The sequence below is a fragment of the Streptomyces sp. BE20 genome (genome assembly GCF_036322525.1).
Classification (GTDB): domain Bacteria; phylum Actinomycetota; class Actinomycetes; order Streptomycetales; family Streptomycetaceae; genus Kitasatospora.
The window spans coordinates 21,792-38,024 of record NZ_JAQYWW010000924.1 but is presented as its reverse complement, the minus strand read 5'-3'; the positions used below and the strand labels follow the sequence as shown (position 1 = coordinate 38,024).

Annotated in this window: 5 protein-coding genes; 3 read left to right on the top strand and 2 right to left on the bottom strand. The window is 76.7% G+C overall.

Annotation, left to right across the window (positions count from 1 at the left end; all coding sequences use genetic code 11):
- The 3 genes from PUR61_RS21405 to PUR61_RS21395 all read left to right on the top strand — a co-directional run.
- The coding region (locus tag PUR61_RS21405) for an amino acid adenylation domain-containing protein (RefSeq protein WP_443035214.1) at positions 1 to 5,515 on the top strand (5,515 nt) is incomplete at its 5' end.
- Complete coding sequence (locus PUR61_RS21400) at positions 5,512 to 12,756, top strand: non-ribosomal peptide synthetase (RefSeq protein ID WP_329880812.1); 7,245 nt, start codon at positions 5,512 to 5,514, stop codon at positions 12,754 to 12,756. The genes PUR61_RS21405 and PUR61_RS21400, both read left to right, overlap by 4 nt.
- A 152-nt stretch (positions 12,757 to 12,908) precedes the next feature.
- Positions 12,909 to 13,763, top strand: coding sequence for a siderophore-interacting protein (locus PUR61_RS21395; RefSeq protein ID WP_329880810.1), 855 nt, complete (start codon positions 12,909 to 12,911; stop codon positions 13,761 to 13,763).
- Positions 13,764 to 13,845: 82 nt separating this feature from the next.
- On the opposite strand, the gene PUR61_RS21390 is transcribed toward PUR61_RS21395, so the two are convergent.
- Both PUR61_RS21390 and PUR61_RS21385 read right to left on the bottom strand, forming a co-directional pair.
- Positions 13,846 to 14,973, bottom strand: a complete 1,128-nt coding sequence (locus tag PUR61_RS21390) for a FecCD family ABC transporter permease (RefSeq protein WP_329880809.1) — start codon at positions 14,971 to 14,973, stop codon at positions 13,846 to 13,848.
- A complete protein-coding gene (locus tag PUR61_RS21385) occupies positions 14,970 to 16,031 on the bottom strand; it encodes a FecCD family ABC transporter permease (protein WP_329880807.1) in 1,062 nt (353 codons plus the stop codon). The genes PUR61_RS21390 and PUR61_RS21385 overlap by 4 nt, the downstream gene beginning before the upstream one ends.
- Positions 16,032 to 16,233 lie beyond the last annotated feature (202 nt).

The following is a 16,233-nucleotide window of genomic DNA, read 5'->3' as shown; positions in this document are numbered from 1 at the left end:
GGACGCGCGGCTGCGTCCGGTGCCGCCGGGTGTGCCGGGTGAGCTGTACCTCGCGGGGGTGCAGCTGGCGCGGGGGTACCTGAACCGGGCGGCGCTGACCGCCGAGCGGTTCACCGCCGACCCGTACGGTCCGCCGGGCAGCCGGATGTACCGCACGGGCGACCTCGCCCGGCGGACGGCCGACGGCCTGGTGGAGTACCTCGGCCGGACCGACGACCAGGTCAAGCTGCGCGGCTTCCGGATCGAACTCGGCGAGGTGGAGGCCGCGCTGGCGGCCCTGCCCGGCGTCGGCGCCGCCGCCGCGCTGGTCCGCGAGGACACCCCCGGCAACCGGCGCCTGGTCGGCTACGCCACCGGTGGCGCCGACCCGGCGGCCCTGCGCCGCGCCCTCGCCGGGACGCTGCCCGACTACCTGGTGCCCGCCGCCGTGGTGGTGCTCCCGCAGCTGCCGACGACCGCCAACGGCAAGCTGGACCGGGCGGCCCTGCCCGCCCCGTCCGCCCCGGCGGTGGCGCTCTCCCGCCCGCCGCGCGACGCCCGCGAGGAGCTGCTCTGCGGGGCCTTCGCCACCGTGCTCGACCTCCCGGACGTAGGGCCCGAGGACGACTTCTTCGCCCTCGGCGGCCACTCCCTGCTGGCCACCCGGCTGGCCGGGCGGATCCGCACCGTGCTGCGGACCGAGACCGCGGTCCGGGACGTCTTCGCCGCGCCCACGCCCGCCGGGCTCGCCGCCCGGCTCGCCGAGCGGGCCGGGACCGACCGGCCGGAGCTCACCGCGGGCCCGCGCCCGGCGCACCCGCCGCTGTCGCCCGCCCAGCTCAGCCTCTGGCTGCTCCACCAGGTGCAGGACTCCGGCTCCGCCTACCACGTACCGATCGCGCTCCGGCTCACCGGAGCGCTCGACCCCGGCGCCCTCGCCGCCGCCCTCGCCGACGTCGCGGCCCGGCACGAGAGCCTGCGGACCGTCGTGCGCGAGCACGACGGCGAGCCGTACCAGCAGGTGCTCGCTCCCGGCGCGCACCCGGTGCCGCTCACCGTGCTGCCGGTCGGCGAGGACGGGCTGGACGCCACCCTGCGCACCCTGCTCGCTCCGCCGTTCGACCTCGCCGCCGAGCCGCCGTTCCGTGCCCACCTGGTGCGGGTCGACGAGGGCGAGCACGTCCTCCTGCTGACGCTGCACCACATCGCGGGCGACGAGGAGTCGACCGCCCCGCTGCTCGCCGACCTCGACGCCGCCTACACGGCCCGACGGGCCGGACGGGCCCCCGAGTTCGCCGAACTCCCCGTCCAGTACGCGGACTTCGCCCGCTGGCAGGGCGAGCTGCTGGCCCGGACCGGCGACCGGCAGCGGGCCTACTGGACGCGCACGCTGGCCGGGGCGCCCGAGGAGGTCGCGCTGCCCGCCGACCGCCCCCGGCCCGCCCGCCCCACCCACCGGGGCGCCGTCGCCCTCTTCGAGCTCCCGGCCGACACCGCCGGGGCGCTCACCGCACTCGCCCGGGCCCACGGCGCCACCCTGTTCATGGCCGTCCACGCCGTGGTCGCCACGCTGCTGCACCGGCTCGGCGGGGGCGAGGACATCGTGGTCGGGGCACCCGTCTCGGCCCGCGGCGAGGCCGTCCTCCGGGACCAGGTCGGCTACCACCTCAACACCCTGGCGCTGCGCACCGACCTCTCCGGCGCCCCGGCCTTCGCCGCCCTGCTGGAGCGGGTCCGGGACGCCGACCTGGAGGCCTTCGACCACGCCGACCTGCCGTTCGACCAGGTGGTCCGGGCGGTCGCGCCGGCCCGTACGGCCGGGCGTCACCCGCTCTTCCAGACCATGGTCACCTTCCACTCCGCCGCTCCCGCCCCGGCCCGGCTCTTCGACCTCCCGGCGGCGGAGCTGCTGGTGGACACCGGCGGCGCCAAGTTCGACCTGGAGTTCGCGGTCGGCCCGGCCGCCGACGGCAGCGGGCGACTGGAGGGCGGCGTCCGGTACAGCCGGGACCGCTTCGACGAAGCGACCGCCCGCGCCCTCGCGGACCGGCTGGTCCGCCTCGTGGAGCAGGCCGTCGCGGACCCGGCGCGCCCCGTCGCCGACCTCGACCCGATGGCCGAGGGCGAGCGTGAACTCGCCCTGTACGGGCCGGAGTCCACCGACCACCCGGCCGTCCCCGGCGACCCGGCCACGCTGCCCGACCTGGTCGCCGCCGGAGCCCGCGCCGGGGCCGCCCGCCCCGCGGTGCTGACGGACGGCGCCGAGCTGTCCCGTGCGGCCTTCGACGACCGCGCCGACCGGCTCGCCCGGCTGCTGATCGCCCGCGGGGTCGGCCCGGAGAGCGTGGTCGCGGTGGCCCTGCCGCGCTCCGCCGACCTGCTGGTGGCCGTCCACGCGGTGGTCCGGGCCGGCGGCGCCTACCTGCCGCTCGACCTCGACCACCCGGCCGAGCGGCTGCGCCACCTCCTCGGCACGGCCCGCCCGGTCTGTGTGCTCACCGAATCCGGATCGGCCGGCCGGCTGCCCGTCGACGCCCCCGACGCCGTCCTGCTGGGGGACCCGGAGACGGAGGCCGCCCTGGCGTCCGCCCCGGCCGGACCGGTCACCGATCACGACCGGCTCGCCCCGCTGAGGCCCGACCACCCCGCGTACGTCATCTTCACCTCCGGCTCCACCGGCCTGCCCAAGGGCGTCCAGGTCGGCCACGCCGCGATCGTCAACCGGTTGCGGTGGATGCAGGACGCCTACCCCCTCGGCGGGGACGACCGGGTGCTGCACAAGACCCCGGCCGGCTTCGACGTCTCGGTCTGGGAGCTGTTCTGGCCGTTCGCCGCGGGCGTGCCCGCGGTGGTCGCCCGCCCCGACGGGCACCGTGACCCCGGCTACCTCGCCGACCTGATCCGCCGCCACCGCGCCACCGTCGCGCACTTCGTGCCCTCGATGCTCGCCGCCTTCCTCACCGACCAGCGGCTCGCCGAGTGCCCCTCGCTGCGGCGGGTGGTGTGCAGCGGCGAGGCCCTCCCGGTCGACCTCGCCGAGCGCTTCCGGGAGTCCTGCGCCGGCCGGGAGGTGGCCCTGGAGAACCTCTACGGCCCCACCGAGGCGGCGGTCGACGTCACCGCCGAGCACTACCGGCCCGGCACCGGCCGGTCCGGCGGCAGCGTGCCCGTCGGCCACCCGGTGTGGAACACCGGGGTCCGGGTCCTGGACGCGCGGCTGCGTCCCGTCCCGCTCGGGACCCCCGGGGAGCTGTACCTGACCGGGGTGCAGCTGGCGCGCGGCTACCTGAACCGGGCGGCGCTGACCGCCGAGCGGTTCACCGCCGACCCGTACGGTCCGCCCGGCAGCCGGATGTACCGCACCGGCGACCTCGCCCGGCGGACGGCCGACGGCCGGCTGCACTACCTCGGCCGGACCGACGACCAGGTCAAGCTGCGCGGCCTGCGGATCGAACTCGGCGAGGTGGAGGCCGCGCTGGCCGCCCTGCCGGGCGTCGCCCTGGCCGCCGCGGCCGTCCGCGCGTCGGGCACCGGGGGCGACCGTCTGATCGGGTACGTCGTCCCGGAGCCGGGTCGCGTTCCGGACACCCGCCACCTGCGCAAGCTCGCGGCGGAGCGGCTCCCGGCGTACATGGTGCCGGCGCCGATCGTCCTCGTCGACGCCCTGCCGCTGTCCGTCAACGGCAAGCTCGACCGGCGGGCCCTGCCGGTGCCGCCGGTCGCCCCGGCGGCCGAGCCCGGCACGGCCGACGGGACCGCCGCGACCGTCGCCGAGCCCGCCGAACCTTCGGGGACCGCCGAACCCGCCGTCGTGCTGGCCCGGTTGATGGCCGAGGCCCTCGGCCTGACCGCCGTCGACCGGCACGCCGACTTCTTCGAACTCGGCGGCGACAGCATCGTCTCCATCCGGCTGGTGTCGCTGGCCCGCAAGGCGGGCCTGACCCTCACCGCCCGGCAGGTCTTCGAGGCACCCACCCCCGCCCGGCTCGCCGAGCTCGCCGAGCTCGCCGTGCCGGCGGCGCCGGCCGCCGTCCGGCCGCAGGACGACGGAACCGGTCCGCTGCCGCTGCCCCCGATCGCCCACTGGCTCGCCGAACGCGGCGGCCCGGTCGACCGGATCGCCCAGGCCAGGCTGGTGCTCCTGCCCGTCGGTGTCCGTACGGCGGACCTGGCCACCGCCCTCCAGGCGCTGCTCGACCGGCACGCCGGTCTGCGCCAGGTCCTGCACCGGCCGGACCCCGGCGTCTGGTCGGCCGAAACCGCCCCGCCCGGATCCGTGACCGCCGCCGACAGCCTGCGCGCCGTCCCCGCCGCCGGGCTCGACGACGCCGCCCTGCGGGAGCTGGTCGCCACCGAGTCGGACGCGGCCGTCGGCCGCCTGCGCCCCGGCACCGGACGTCTCCTCCAGGCCGTCCACCTGGACGCCGGCCGGGAGGCCGCGGGCCGCCTGCTGCTGACGGCCCACCACCTCGCGGTCGACGAGGTCTCCTGGAGCATCCTGCTGGACGACCTGCGGGCCGCCTGGCAGGACGCCGCCGCCGGCCGGCCGCCGGTCCTGGAACCGGTCGCCACCTCGCTGCGCGCGTGGACCGAGCACCTCCTCGCGGAGGCCCACAGCCCCCGCCGGACCGCCGAACTCGGCCACTGGCTGGCGGCCGGGGAGAGCGGGAAGGACCGGCGCCTGATCGGGTCGCGTCCGCTGGACCCGGCCCGGGACACCGCCGACACCGCGCGCCCGTTCACCGTCACGCTCTCCGCCGGACGGACCGCGCCCCTGCTCGACACCGTCCCCGGGGCCGTGCACGGCACCGTCAACGACGTGCTGCTCACCGCGCTGGCCCTGGCCGCCGCCCACCTCGACCCGGACCGGCCGGACGGCGGGCTACCGGTCGAACTGGAGGGCCACGGCCGGGAACAGGACCTGCTGCCCGGCGCCGACCTCTCCCGCACCGTCGGCTGGCTGACCAGCCTGTACCCCGTGCGCCTCGCCCCCGGCCGGGTCGACCCGGCCGCCGCCCTCACCGGCGCCGAGGATGCCGGGCGCGCCCTCAAGGAGGTGAAGGAACAGCTGCGGGCCGTCCCCGCCGGCGGGATCGGTGCGGGCCTGCTCCGCTACGCCAACCCCGCCACCGCCCGCCGCTTCGACCCGGCCGCCCGGCCCGAAGTGCTCTGGAACTACCTCGGCCGGCGCACCCACACCCCCGGCACCGTCTGGGGACCGGCCCCCGAGGCCGACGCCGTCGGCGTCGAGCCCGACCCCGGGGCCCCGCTCTCCCACGCGCTGGAGATCGTGGCCCGGATCGACCCCGGCCCCGACGGCCCCCGGCTCGTCGCGGACTGGATCCCCGCCGCCGGCGCCCTGCCGGAGTCGACCGCACGCGCCCTCGCCGAGGCGTGGACCGCCGCGCTCGACGGCCTCGCCACCTGGGCCGGCACCGCCGGCTCCGGCGGCCACACCCCCTCCGACCTCGATCTGCTCTCCCTCGACCAGGACCAGATCGCCATGCTCGAACAGATGTGGAAGGACCAGCGATGACCAGGACCGGCCTCGCGGACATGCTCCCGCTCTCCCCGCTCCAGCAGGGCATGCTGTTCCTCTCCTCCTACGACGACCGGGCCACGGACGTCTACACCGTCCAGCTGACCGTCTCGCTGAGCGGCCCGGTCGACGCGGCCCGGCTCGGCACCGCCGCCGACGCGCTGCTGCGCCGGCACGCCAACCTGCGCGCCGGGTTCTGGCACGAGAACGTGCCCGAGCCGGTCCAGTTCGTCCCCGCCGAGCTGCGGATCGCCGTCCGCGAGACCGACCTCCGGGCCGGGCACGACCTCCGGGCCGGGCACGCCACGGCCCCGTCCGGCGCGGCCCCGTCCGGCGGCGTCCCGGACGGTGAGGCCCTGGACCGGGCCGAACGCGCCGAGCTGGCCGAGCGGTTCCTCCTGCACCGGCCGCCGCTGCTGCGCCTGCTGCTGGCCCGGGTGGCCGACACCGAGTACCGGCTGATCGTCACCGTGCACCACATCCTGGTGGACGGCTGGTCGATGCCGCTCCTGGTGCGTGAGCTGCTGGAGCTGTACGACCGGGACGGCGACCCCGGCGGCCTGCCCGCCGTGCGCCCCTACCGCGACCACCTGCGCTGGCTGGCCGACCAGGACCGGCCGGCCGCCGAACGCGCCTGGCGCGCGGCGCTGGCGGGGACGGACGGCCCCACCCTGCTCGCCCCGGCCGACCCCGGCCGGCAGGCGGTCCGGCCGGCCCGGCACACCCGGGGGCTCACCGAGGAGGCGACCGCCGGGCTCACCGCGGCGGCCCGCCGGCTCGGCACCACCCCCAGCACCCTCGTCCAGTGCGCCTGGGGGCTGCTGCTCGGCTCCCTGACGGGGCGGCGCGACGCCGTCTTCGGCCTGACCGTGTCGGGTCGGCCCGAGGAACTGTCCGGCGTCGACTCGATGATCGGACTGTTCATCACCACCGTCCCGGTCCGGGTCACCGTGCGCCCGGAGGAGAGCGTCGCCGCGCTGGTCCGCCGGTTCCGCGGCGAACAGAACCAACTGCTCTCCCACCACCACCTCGGCCTGCACGCGATCCAGAAGCAGGCCGGCGGCGGCGAGCTGTTCGACACCCTGCTCGTGGTCGAGAACTACCCCGTCGACCCGTCCGCCCGCCCCGCGCTCGCCGGCGGGGCCGCCGTCACCGGGGTCACCGCCCGCGACGCCACGCACTACCCGCTCACCCTGGCCGTCAACCTCGGCCGCACCGTCGAGGTCCACCTGGAGTACCGGCCCGACGTGCTGACCGACCGCCGGGTCGAGCGGATCGGCGAGCGGCTGGCCGCGCTGCTGGAGCGGATCGCCGCCGACCCCGACACGACGGTGGGCAGGCTGCGGCTGACCACCGACGACGAGCACGCCCGGCTGGCGGCGGCGGGGCACGGCCCGGAGGCCGCCGCCTTCGGGGGGAGCGTCGCCGACCGTTTCGCGGCGCAGGCCGCTGCGACCCCCGGGGCCACCGCCGTCGTCTCCGGCGGCCGGTCCGTGACCTTCGCCGAACTGGACCGCCGCTCCGCGGAGCTGGCCCACCGGCTGGTCGCACGCGGGATCGGCCCCGAGTCGGTGGTCGCCCTCGCGGTGCCGCGTTCGGTGGGGGCGGTGACCGCCCTGCTCGGCGTGCTGCGCAGCGGCGCCGCCTACCTGCCACTGGACCTCGACCACCCGGCCGAGCGCCTCGCCGACATGATCGCCGACGCGGCCCCGGCCTGCCTGGTCACCACCGCGGGCACCGTCCACCGGCTCCCCGCGGCCGGCCCCCGGCCGCTGCTGCTCGACGGCCCGGACGACACCGCCACCGACGCCGCCACCGCCCCGGGCCCCGGGCCCGACGCGCCGCTCCCTGCCGTCGACCCGGAGCACCCCGCCTACGTCATCTACACCTCCGGTTCCACCGGCCGCCCCAAGGGCGTGGTCCTCACCCACCGCGGCCTCGCCAACCTCTACGCCAACCACCGGGCCGCGCTGCTCGACCCGGCCGCCCGCGCGGCCGGCCGCCCCCTGCGGGCCCTGCACACCGCCTCGTTCTCCTTCGACACCTCCTGGGAGCAGCTGTTCTGGCTGCTCGCCGGGCACGAACTGCACCTCCTCGACGAGACGGAGCGCCGCGACCCCGAGTTCGTCACCGGCTACGTCCGCCGCCACCGTGTCGACACCCTCGACGTCACCCCCACCTACGCCCAGCAGCTCCTCGACTGGGGGCTGCTCGCCGACGGCGCCCACCGCCCGGGGCTGCTGCTGCTCGGCGGCGAGGCGGTGCCGCCCGCCCAGTGGAGCGCGGTCCGCGCCGCCGACGGCGTACGCGCCGTCAACCTCTACGGCCCCACCGAGTACACCGTCGACGCCCTGGCCGCCGACCTCGCGGACAGCGTGCGCCCGCTGGTCGGCGCACCGATCGCCGGCACCGCCGCCAGGGTCCTCGACCACGCGCTGCGCCCCGCACCGGACGGCGCCCCCGGCGAGCTGTACCTGGCCGGGACCGGGCTGGCCCGTGGCTACCACGACCGGCCCGGTCTGACCGCCGGCCGCTTCGTCGCCGACCCGTACGGCCCGCCCGGCAGCCGGATGTACCGCACGGGGGACCTCGTCCGCAGGCTGCCCGACGGCCGCCTCGACTACCTGGGCCGGGCCGACGAGCAGGTCAAGATCCGCGGGTTCCGGATCGAGCCCGGCGAGATCGAGGCCGCCCTCACCGCGCTGCCCGGGGTCGCCACCGCCGCCGTGGTCGTCCGCGAGGACACCCCCGGCGTCCGCCGCCTGGTGGGCTACCTGACCGGTGACGCCGACCCGGTCGGCGCCCGCGCCGCCCTGGCCGCCGCGCTGCCCGAACACCTCGTCCCCGCCGCCCTGGTGGTCCTGGACGCCCTGCCCCTCAACGTCAACGGGAAGCTCGACCGCGCCGCCCTGCCCGCCCCCGTCCTCACCGGCGACCCGGCCTCCCGCGCTCCGCGGACCCCGGCCGAGGCCGTCCTGTGCCGCGTCTTCGCCGACGTCCTCGGCCTCGCCGCGGCCGGCGCCGACGACGACTTCTTCGTCCTCGGCGGGGACTCGATCAGCTCGATCCAGCTGGTCGGCCGGCTCCGCAAGGAGCAGCTGGTCCTCACCCCCCGCCAGGTCTTCGAGCACCGCACACCCGCCCGGCTCGCCGCCGCGGCGGTGGACGCCGGGACCGTCGCCGACGGCCCGGACCCCGCCGCCGTCGTCCTCGTCCCCGACGCCGCCCTCGCCCTGGCCGCCGAACTCCGCCCCGACGCCGAGGAGGTGCTGCCGCTCTCCCCGCTCCAGGAGGGCCTGTACTTCCACGCCGTCTACGACGACCGCGCGCTCGACGTCTACCTCATGCAGAACTTCATCGAGCTGCTGCACGCCGTCGACCGGACGGCGCTGCGCCGTGCCTTCGAGGCGCTGCTCAGGCGCCACCCCCACCTGCGGGCGGGCTTCTGGCACCAGGGCTTCGACGAGCCGGTGCAGATCGTTCCCGGCGCGTGGGAACTTCCCTGGCAGGAGACCGACCTCGGCCACCTCGACCGGGCCGCCCAGGACCGCGCCCTGGAGGAGTTCTCGCACGCCGACGCCGCCACCCGGTTCGACCTCGCGGCGCCGCCGCTGCTGCGCGTCGCGCTGTTCCGCTTCGCCGACGAGCGGTACGTGCTCTGCGTGACCCAGCACCACATCCTCACCGACGGCTGGTCCGAGTCGCTGTTCTTCGAGGAGCTGTTCGCCCTCTACCGGCACGGCGGCGACGAGGACGCGCTGGCGCCCGCCACGCCGTACCGGGAGTTCCTGCGCCACCTCGCGGCGACCGACCGCGAGGCCGCCGCCGAGGTCTGGCGGGTCCACCTCGCCGGCCTCGACGAGGCGACCCTGGTCGCGCCCGAGGACCCGGCCCGGCAGCCGGTGATCGCCGAGGTCTGCCCGATCGTCCTGGACGAGGCGACCAGCGACGGGCTGCGCGCCTTCGCCCGGTCCTGCGGCATCACCCTCAACACGGTGCTGTCCACCGCGTGGGCGCTCACCCTGGCCGGCCTCACCGGCTCGGACGACGTGGTCTTCGGCGCCACCGTCTCCGGCCGGCCGCCGGAGCTGGCGGGCGTGGACACCATGATCGGGATGTTCATGAACACCCTCCCGTTCCGGGTGACCGTCCGGCCCGGGGAGCCGTTGCGCGACCTCCTGGTCCGGGTCCAGCGGGAGCACGCCGCCCTGCTGCCGCACCACCAGGTGGGCCTCGGCCGGATCCAGCGGCTCAGCGGCTTCGGCCGCCTCTTCGACACCCTGTACGTGTTCCGCAACACCCCGCTGGACGACTCGGCCCGGGAGGAGGCCGTCGCCCGCCACGCGATCGGCTGGACCCACAGCGTGGACGGCACCCACTACCCGCTGACCCTCGCGGTCACGCCCGAGCGCGCCCTGGAGCTGAGCCTCGCCTACCGGCCCGACCTGTTCGACGCCGAGGCCGCCCGGGCCGTGGCCGAACGGCTCGCCGCCCTGGTCCGCGCCCTGCCCGGGGACCCCGCCGCCCCGGTCGGCCGGCTCGGCACCCCGGAACCGGCCGAGCTGGGCAGGCTGCTCGGCCTCGGCGACGACACCGGCCACGCCGTTCCCGACACCACCGTCGACCGGCTGCTCGCGGAGCAGGCCGCCCGGACCCCGGACGCGACCGCCCTGGTCTTCGGCGAGGAGCGGCTCTCCTACGCCGAACTCGACCGCCGGGCCGACCGGCTGGCACACGCCCTGATCGCCCGCGGCGCCGGGCCGGAGCGCCTGGTCGCCCTCGCGCTGCCGCGCTCCGCGGACTTCGTCGTCGCCCTGTTCGCCGTGCTGCGCACCGGCGCCGGCTACCTGCCGCTCGACCTGGACCACCCGGCCGCCCGGCTCGCCGAGATGCTCGCCGACGCGCGCCCGCTCTGCCTCGTCACCGTCACGGCCGTCGGTGCCGGCCTGCCCGCCGCGGACGACCTGCCCCGCCTGGTGCTCGACGACCCGGACGGCCTGGCCGAACAGGCCGCCGTCCCGGCCGGGCCGGTGACCGCCGCCGACCTCACCGCCCCGCGTCACGCCGACCACCCGGCCTACGTGATCTACACCTCCGGCTCCACCGGGCGGCCCAAGGGCGTGGTCGTCCCGCACCGCGGGCTGACCACGATGCTGGTCAACCACCGGGCCCGGATCTTCGGCCCTGCCGTGACCGGGGCCGGCGGGCGGCGGCTGCGGATCGCCCACACCGTCTCCTTCGCCTTCGACATGTCGTGGGAGGAGTTCTTCTGGCTGGTCGACGGCCACGAGGTGCACGTCATCGGCGAACGGCTGCGGCTCGACCCGGACGCCCTCGTCGACCACTACGTCCGCGAGCGCGTCGACGTCGTCAACGTCACCCCGTCCTACGCCCAGCAGCTGATCGAGGCCGGACTGCTCGCCGACGGCCGGCACCGGCCGGTGCTCGTCCTGCTCGGCGGCGAGGCCGTCCCCGAGTCCCTCTGGCAGCTGCTCGACCGGACCGACGGGACCACCGGCTACAACCTGTACGGGCCCACCGAGTACACCATCAACGCGCTCGGCGCGGGCGTCGGCGAGAGCGCCACCGCCACCGTCGGACGGCCCGTCATGAACACCCGGGCGTACGTACTGGACCAGGCCCTGCGCCCGGTCCCGGTGGGCGTGCCCGGCGAGCTGTACCTCGCCGGGGACGGCCTGGCGCGCGGCTACCACGACCGGCCCGGTCTGACGGCCGGCCGCTTCGTCGCCGACCCGTACGGCCCGCCCGGCGGGCGGATGTACCGCACCGGCGACCGGATGAGGTTCCGGGCGGACGGCAGGCTGGACTACCTGGGCCGGGCCGACCAGCAGGTCAAGATCCGCGGCTTCCGGGTCGAGCCCGGCGAGGTCGAGTCCGCGCTGCTCGCCCTGGACGCCGTCGCCGCGGCTGCCGTCGTCGCGCAGCGGGGCCCGGGCGGCGCACGCCTGGTCGCCTACACCGTCCCCGCCCCCGGCCTCCCGGCCGACTCCGCCGCGCTGCGCGCCGCACTGGCCGCGACCCTGCCCGAGTACCTGGTCCCGGCCGCGTTCGTCGAGCTCGACGCGCTGCCGCTGACGGTCAACGGCAAGGTCGACCGCGCCGCGCTCCCGGTGCCCGGCCCCGCCGGCCGGGGGTCCTCCCGGCCGCCCGCCGACGCCCGCGAGGCCCTGCTCTGCGAGCTCTTCGCGGAGGTCCTGGGCGTGCCCGAGGTCGGTGTCGACGACAACTTCTTCGAACTCGGCGGCCACTCGCTGCTCGCGATGCGGCTGGCCGGCCGGATCCGGGCCGAGCTCAACACCCCGGTCCAGGTCGCCACCCTGATGGCCGCCCCGACCGTCGCGGGGGCGGCGGCCCGGCTCGGCACCGACGCCCGCCGTGACGCGCTGCGCACCCTGCTGCCGCTGCGGGAGAAGGGCGCGCTGCCGCCGCTGTTCTGCGTCCACCCGGCCTCCGGTTTCAGCTGGCAGTACGCGGGCCTGCTGCGCCATCTCGACCGGGAGCGCCCGCTGTACGGCCTCCAGTCGCCGGGCCTGCGCGGTGAGCTCCCGAAGGTCGAGGACGTCCGAGGTCTGGCCGAGCTGTACCTCGCGGAGGTGCGGGCGGTGCAGCCGCACGGCCCGTACCACCTGCTGGGCTACTCCTTCGGCGGGACGGTCGCCCACACCATGGCGGCGCTGCTCCAGGAGGGCGGTGAGGAGGTGGCCCTCCTCGGGCTGCTGGACGCCTACCCGCCGGAGACCGAGGACTGGTCCTTCGTCACGGACCCGCGCTTCCGCGAGCGGCTCGCCGAGGAGGAGAGCGGGTTCCTGACCGGGGTGGCCGGGCTCGGCCTGGCGGCGCCCGGGGACACGGCCGGCGCCGGGGGAGAGGCCGGCCGACCGGTCGGCCGGGAGGAGGCGATCGCCGCGATCCGGGCCAGCCAGGGCATGCTGGCCGGCTTCGACGAGGATCTGCTCCACGCGATCGTCGACACCAACGTGCACTGCGTCGGCCTGCTGGCCGGCAGCCGCACCCCGGTCTGGACGGGCGACGCCCTGTTCGTCACCGCGGCCCGTACCACCGCCCCCGAGGACGCGCCCGCGAAGGTCTGGCCGCCGTACCTGCGGGGCAGGCTGGCCGAGCACGTGCTCGACGTCGCCCACGACGAACTGATGGACGCGCAGGCGCTGGAGGAGATCGGCCCGCTGGTGCAGCGGGCGCTGGCGGAGGGGGTGTGAACCGGCCCCGCCGGTCCGCCCGCGCCCCTCCCACGGGCGCGCCTTCCGCCCGTCCGTCCGCCGACCCCGGCGGGACCCGGGCCGCCATCGCACGACCGCATGATCCGGGGACCGCACGGCGGTCCCCGGGCTCCGAGAAGAGGACAACCCCCATGACCAGCAACGCCCCCCTGATCGACACCGTCTACCACGACCTGGCCCTGCGGACCCTGGAGGTGATCCGGGTCACCCGGGTCACCCCCCGACTGGTCCGGGTCACCCTCGGCGGCCCCGAGCTGGCCGGGTTCATCGACCGGGCGCCCGCCGACCACGTCAAGGCCTTCTTCCCGGCGCCCGGCGAGCTGGAGCCCGTGCTCCCCGTGCTCGGCGACGACGACGAGGGCCTGATCTTCCCCGACGTCCCGCCGTTCCCGATCTCCCGCGACTACACCACCCGCCGCTTCGACCCGGTGGCCGGCGAGCTGGACCTCGACTTCGTCCTGCACGGCAGCGGCGTCGCCTCGGTCTGGGCCGCGCAGGCCGCCCCCGGCCAGAAGCTCGGTCTGGCCGGGCCCCGCGGCTCGGTGATGGTCCCGCTGGAGTTCGACTGGTACCTGCTGGCCTCCGACGAGACCGGCCTGCCCGGTCTGAGCCGGTACCTGGAGATCCTGCCGGAGGGAGCGATCGCCAAGGTGTTCATCCTGGTGGACGACGCCGGTGAGGAGCACCACCTGGAGACCAAGGCCGACGCCGCGATCACCTGGGTGCACCGCGACGGCCTGGCCCACGGCGAGGGCGACCTGCTCCACCGGGCGATCAGCGCCCTGGAGTTCCCGCCCGGGCGGCCCTACGTCTGGATCACCGGGGAGGCCGGCGAGCTGAAGCCGATCCGCCGCCACCTGCGCGCCGCCGGGTTCGACCGGGACTACACGGACGTCGACGGCTACTGGAAGCGCGGCACCGTCAACCTGGACCACCACCTCGCCGACGACGACGAGGAGGAGCCGGGCGCCGACGCCGCCTCCTGACCGCCCGTCACCGCGAAGGCGCGGGACCGTCCCCCGGGTGGGGGCCGGCCCGCGCCTTCGCGGTGCGGTGGGTCCGGTCGGCTCAGCGGCGTCCGGACCGCCACTCGTGGAGCAGCAGCCAGACGAGGTAGAGCCCGCCGATCGCCGCCGTCATGATGCCGACCGGCAGCTGGATCGGGGCCACCACCCGCTGGGCCGCGAGGTCGCTGAGGCAGAGCAGCAGCGCCCCCATCAGCGCGGAGGGCAGCAGGCTGACGCCGGCGGCCCGGCCGAGGCGGCGGGCGAGCTGCGGTGCGGCCAGGGCGACGAAGGAGATCGGCCCGGCCGAGGCGGTGGCGACGGCCGAGAGCAGCACGGCGGAGACCACCAGCAGGGCGCGTGAGCGTTCCACCGGCACGCCGAGTGCCTTCGCCGCGTCGTCGCCGGCCTCCATCAGCCGCAGGTGCCGGCCGAGCAGCAGGACGGCGGGCAGCAGGAGCCCGATCGCGAGCGCCGCGGGGCCGAACTGGTCCCATCCGCGACCGTTCAGCGAGCCGGTGAGCCAGACCGCCGCGGCCTGCGCCTCGTCGATCGACGCCTCGATCATCAGGTAGGCGTTGACCGAACTCAGCAGTGCCCCCGCCGCGATCCCGACCACGATCAGCCGGTAGCCCTGCACGCCGCGCCGGTAGGCCAGCAGGTAGACCGTCAGGGCGGTGGCGAACCCGCCGCCGACCGCGCCGAGCGCCACCGCGAACGGTCCGCCGCCGAACACGAGGATCTGCAGGAGCGCCCCGGTCGCGGCGCCGGTCTCGAACCCGATCAGGTCCGGGCTGCCCAGCGGGTTGCGGGCCAGGCTCTGGAACACGGCGCCGCTCAGGCCGAGGGCCGCGCCGACGATGAGGCCGACCGCGAGCCGGGGCAGCCGCAGGCTGTTCACCACGTAGTCGGTGGCCGCGGTCCCCTGGCCGGCCAGCGCCTTGACCACGTCGACGGGGGAGACCTGGAAGTCACCGGTGCCGAGGGTGACGACGGCCACGGTGAGCAGGGCGAGGGCCAGACCGCAGCCGGCCACCAGCGGACGCCGGGCGACCCGCAGCTGCAGGGGACCGAGGCGGATCCGCAGACCGGGGACGAGCCGGGCCGGGTCCGGTACCGCGGGCGCGGGCAGGGCGCGGGGGGCCGACGGGGGCAGCAGGGTGCCGGACGGGCTGTCCGGGAGGGGGCTCACAGCTGGGGGACCTTCCGGCGGCGGACCAGGGCGACGAGGACGGGGGCGCCCAGGGCGGCGGTGACGATGCCGACGGCCAGTTCGTCGGGGCGGACCAGGATCCGCCCGAGCACGTCGGCGCCGAGCAGCAGGGCGGGGGACAGGACCAGGCAGTAGGCCAGCAGCCAGCGCTGGTCCGGCCCGGTGACGAGCCGTACGGCGTGCGGCACGATGAGGCCGACGAAGCCGATCGGCCCGACGGCGGCGGTCGCCGCGCCGCAGAGCAGGGCGACCGCCACCGCGCCGAGCACCCGGGTGCGGGCCGGCCGGGCCCCGAGCGCGCTGCCGATGTCGTCGCCGAGGGCCAGCGCGTTCAGCGGACCGGCCAGGGCGAGGGCGAGCACGATGCCGGTCAGCAGGAACGGCGTCACCTGGAGGAGGACGGCGTCGCTGCGCCCGGCGAGGGTGCCGACGGACCAGGTGCGCAGGGTGGCGAAGGAGTCGCGGTCCAGGAAGGTGAGGGTGGAGATGCCCGCGATGAGCGAGGCGTTGACCGCGGTGCCGGCCAGGACCAGCCGGATCGGGGAGGCGGCCGAGCGGCCTGCGGTGCCGAGCGTGTAGACGGCGGTCGCGGTGAGCGCGGCGCCGGCCAGGGCGAACCAGACGTAGCCGGCCAGGGTGGTGACGTGGAAGAGGCCGATGCCGGCGACGACGGCGGCGGAGGCGCCGGACTCGATGCCGAGCAGGCCCGGGTCGGCGAGCGGGTTGCGGGTGAGCGCCTGCATGAGGGCGCCGGCCAGGCCGAGGCCCGCGCCCACCGCGAGTCCCAGCAGGGTCCGGGTGAGCCGGTAGTCCTGGACGATGACGGCGTTCTCGGTTCCGTCGGGTGCGAAGAGCCCGTGCAGGACGGTGGTGAAGGGGATGGATCGTGCACCCACCGAGATGCTGAGCACCACGATCACGAGGAGCAGCAGGAGGGCGGCCAGCAGCCCTGCGGCGCGTAGTCGGGGCGCGGTCCGTCGGGACCGGAGGGGTTCGGCGGGGCCGCCCGCGGGGACCCCTTGCTGAACGAGGCTCACTCGTGCACTCACTCCTCGGAGGGTGGGGCGGAACACTCTCCGCCACGATTTTTAGTTAGGTGAGCCTATCCTAAATTGGCCGGATTCGGTGCCCGGTCCGGGCGCCCGGACCGGCCTCGCCGTAGCCCCTCCGAGCGGCCGCTGACCGGGGGTTGGCGACCCGTCAGGAGTCGGTCGGACCGGCTCCGCGCGGTGCCGGAGG

Bases quoted from the DNA above. Each gene is read 5' to 3' on its own strand.
- PUR61_RS21400 (WP_329880812.1), top strand. From the start codon at position 5,512: ATGACCAGGACCGGCCTCGCGGACATGCTCCCGCTCTCCCCGCTCCAG.
- PUR61_RS21395 (WP_329880810.1), top strand. From the start codon at position 12,909: ATGACCAGCAACGCCCCCCTGATCGACACCGTCTACCACGACCTGGCC.